General features: G+C 70.3%; 1 protein-coding gene. It reads right to left on the bottom strand.

Annotation, left to right across the window (positions count from 1 at the left end):
* Positions 1-228 precede the first annotated feature (228 nt).
* On the bottom strand, positions 229-2,142 hold the full coding sequence (locus tag G6020_RS05410; RefSeq protein ID WP_182609921.1) for a penicillin-binding protein 2: 1,914 nt from the start codon (positions 2,140-2,142) through the stop codon (positions 229-231).
* Positions 2,143-2,248 lie beyond the last annotated feature (106 nt).

Raw genomic sequence — 2,248 nt, forward strand, 5'->3', positions numbered from 1 at the left:
GTGGATCCTGGTTCCGGGCAGCGCCGCGAAGAGGGTGCCGGGCAGCGCGTCCTGGGCCCGGATGGTGGCGCCGGTGAGCTCCGTGTGGGCTGCCGCCCTGTCGCCGAGGAGGCCGGCGCGCACCGCGTCCGCCAGCTGTGCCGCTGTCGTCATAGCCTGTCCTCGACCCGCCTCTCGTTGTCCGTGACCCCCCGTGAACCCGCTACACGCTACCTTGCCGGTCGCGGGTCACTGCGCCTGCAGGATCAGGTCGGCTGCGGGGGCGGACGGCGGGATGTTGTCCCGGTTGACCAGCCAGGAGGCGATGTCGTGGAACAGCGGCGCGGCGGACGCCCCGAGGGTGCCGCGCTGGGGGGCGTCGAGCATGATCGAGATCACGTACCGCGGATCGTCGGCGGGCAGGATCCCGGAGAAGGTGATCCAGTACCGGGAGTTGGAGTAGCACGCACACGACGGGTCGATCTGCTGGGCCGTGCCGGTCTTACCGCTGATCTGGTACCCGGCCACCGCGGCCTGAGGGCCGGTTCCCGCCTGTGCTCCCGGCCCGGACTGGACCACCGAGCGGAACATGTCGCGCACCGTGCGAGCGGTCTGCTCACTCACCACCCGCTCGCCCTCCGGTCGCTCGGACGCATGGGTCTCACCGTCCGGGTCCACCCGCTCGGCGACGATCCGGGGCGGCACCCGGACCCCGTCGTTGGCGATCGTCTGATAGATGCCCGCCATCTGCAGGGTCGTCATGGACAACCCCTGGCCGATCGGCAGGTTGGCGAAGGTACCGCCCTGCCAGTTCTGCAGGTCGGGCACCAACCCGTCCGATTCACCGGCGAGTTCGATCCCGGAGCGCTGCCCCAACCCGAACTTCTCCAGGTACTCCGAGTACGGCTCCTTGCCGACCCGCTGGGCCAGCATGAGGGTCCCGACGTTGGAGGACTTCCCGAAGATGCCCGTGGTCGTGTACGGCGTGGGACCGTGCTGCCACGCATCGGAGACGGTCACCCCCTCCATGCTGATGCTCCCGTCGACGGAGTGGACCTCCCCGGGATCGGTCAGCCCGGCCTCGATCGCCGCGGCGGCGGTGATGATCTTCTGCACCGACCCGGGCTCGAACGGCGAGGTGATCGCCGGGTTACCGAGGTCGGCCCCGCGCTCGAGCTCGGCGCCGATCCCCACCGCGGGGTTGAAGGTGTTGTCGTTGGCCATCGCGCGGACCTCGCCGGTCCGGGCGTCCAACACGACCGCGGACGCGCTCTGCGCACCCGAGGAGTCCTTGGCGGACTGCACCGCCTTCTGGACGTGCCACTGCAGGTCCGCGTCCAGGGTCAGACGGATCGTGTCGCCGTCACGCGGTGCCGAGACGTTCCGCAGCGTCCCCGGGATCACCGTGTCGTCCTGGGCCCTGTCGAAGGTCTGTCGGCCGTCCTCGCCGTCGAGTTCGTCGTTGAAGGACGCCTCGATGCCCTGCAGGCCGATGAGCTTGCCGTCGTCGCTCTTCGACGTGGCTCCCACCACGTTGGCCGCGAGGGCTCCGCCCGGGTACTCGCGGATGTCCACACGCTCCGCGCCGATCATGGGGAACTTCCTGGTGATCGCGTTGGCCTGGGTCACGTCGACGTTGCGGACGAGGTAGGTGAAGCCACCCTGGGACGTGAGCTTGGCCTCGATCTCCTCGCGGTCCACCTTCTCCCCGAGCACGGACTCGAACTCGTCGCCGATCTCGTCGACCAGCTGGTCCCAGGTGGGTTTGGTGCGGTCCAGTTCCCTGCGCGCCTCGGCGTTGCGCTGCTCGACCAGTGGCTGGATGGACAGATCACGGGCTTCCCGGGTGAACGCGATCGGGTCGCCGTGCACATCGACGATCGCGCCACGGGTGGCGGGGAGCACCTGGTGGACCTGCCGTTGGCTCTCCGCCCGGGCCGCGAGTTCGGTGCCACCGATCGTCTGTACCCACAGCAGCTTGACCAGCGCGATCACCATGATCACCACGAAGGCGGAGCGCATCCACGTGAACCGCCGGTCCGTCGACGCCGCGGTGAGGACCCTGCCGGAGCGGGTGGGGGGCCGACCGTCACCCGACCGGCTGCCGCGAGGGGCCCCCGAGGGGACCCGCGGTCCCTGTCCCGGGTTGCGTCGATCGGTCATCGAGGGGCCTTTCGCAGATCGTGTCGTCAGTAGAGGGGGCCGGGCACCGGCGCGAGTGTCGCGGCGTCACCGCCCGGGGCGGGTGCGGGAACCGGGGGTGCGGGGG

Source organism: Dietzia sp. B19, assembly GCF_014145155.1.
Classification (GTDB): domain Bacteria; phylum Actinomycetota; class Actinomycetes; order Mycobacteriales; family Mycobacteriaceae; genus Dietzia; species Dietzia natronolimnaea.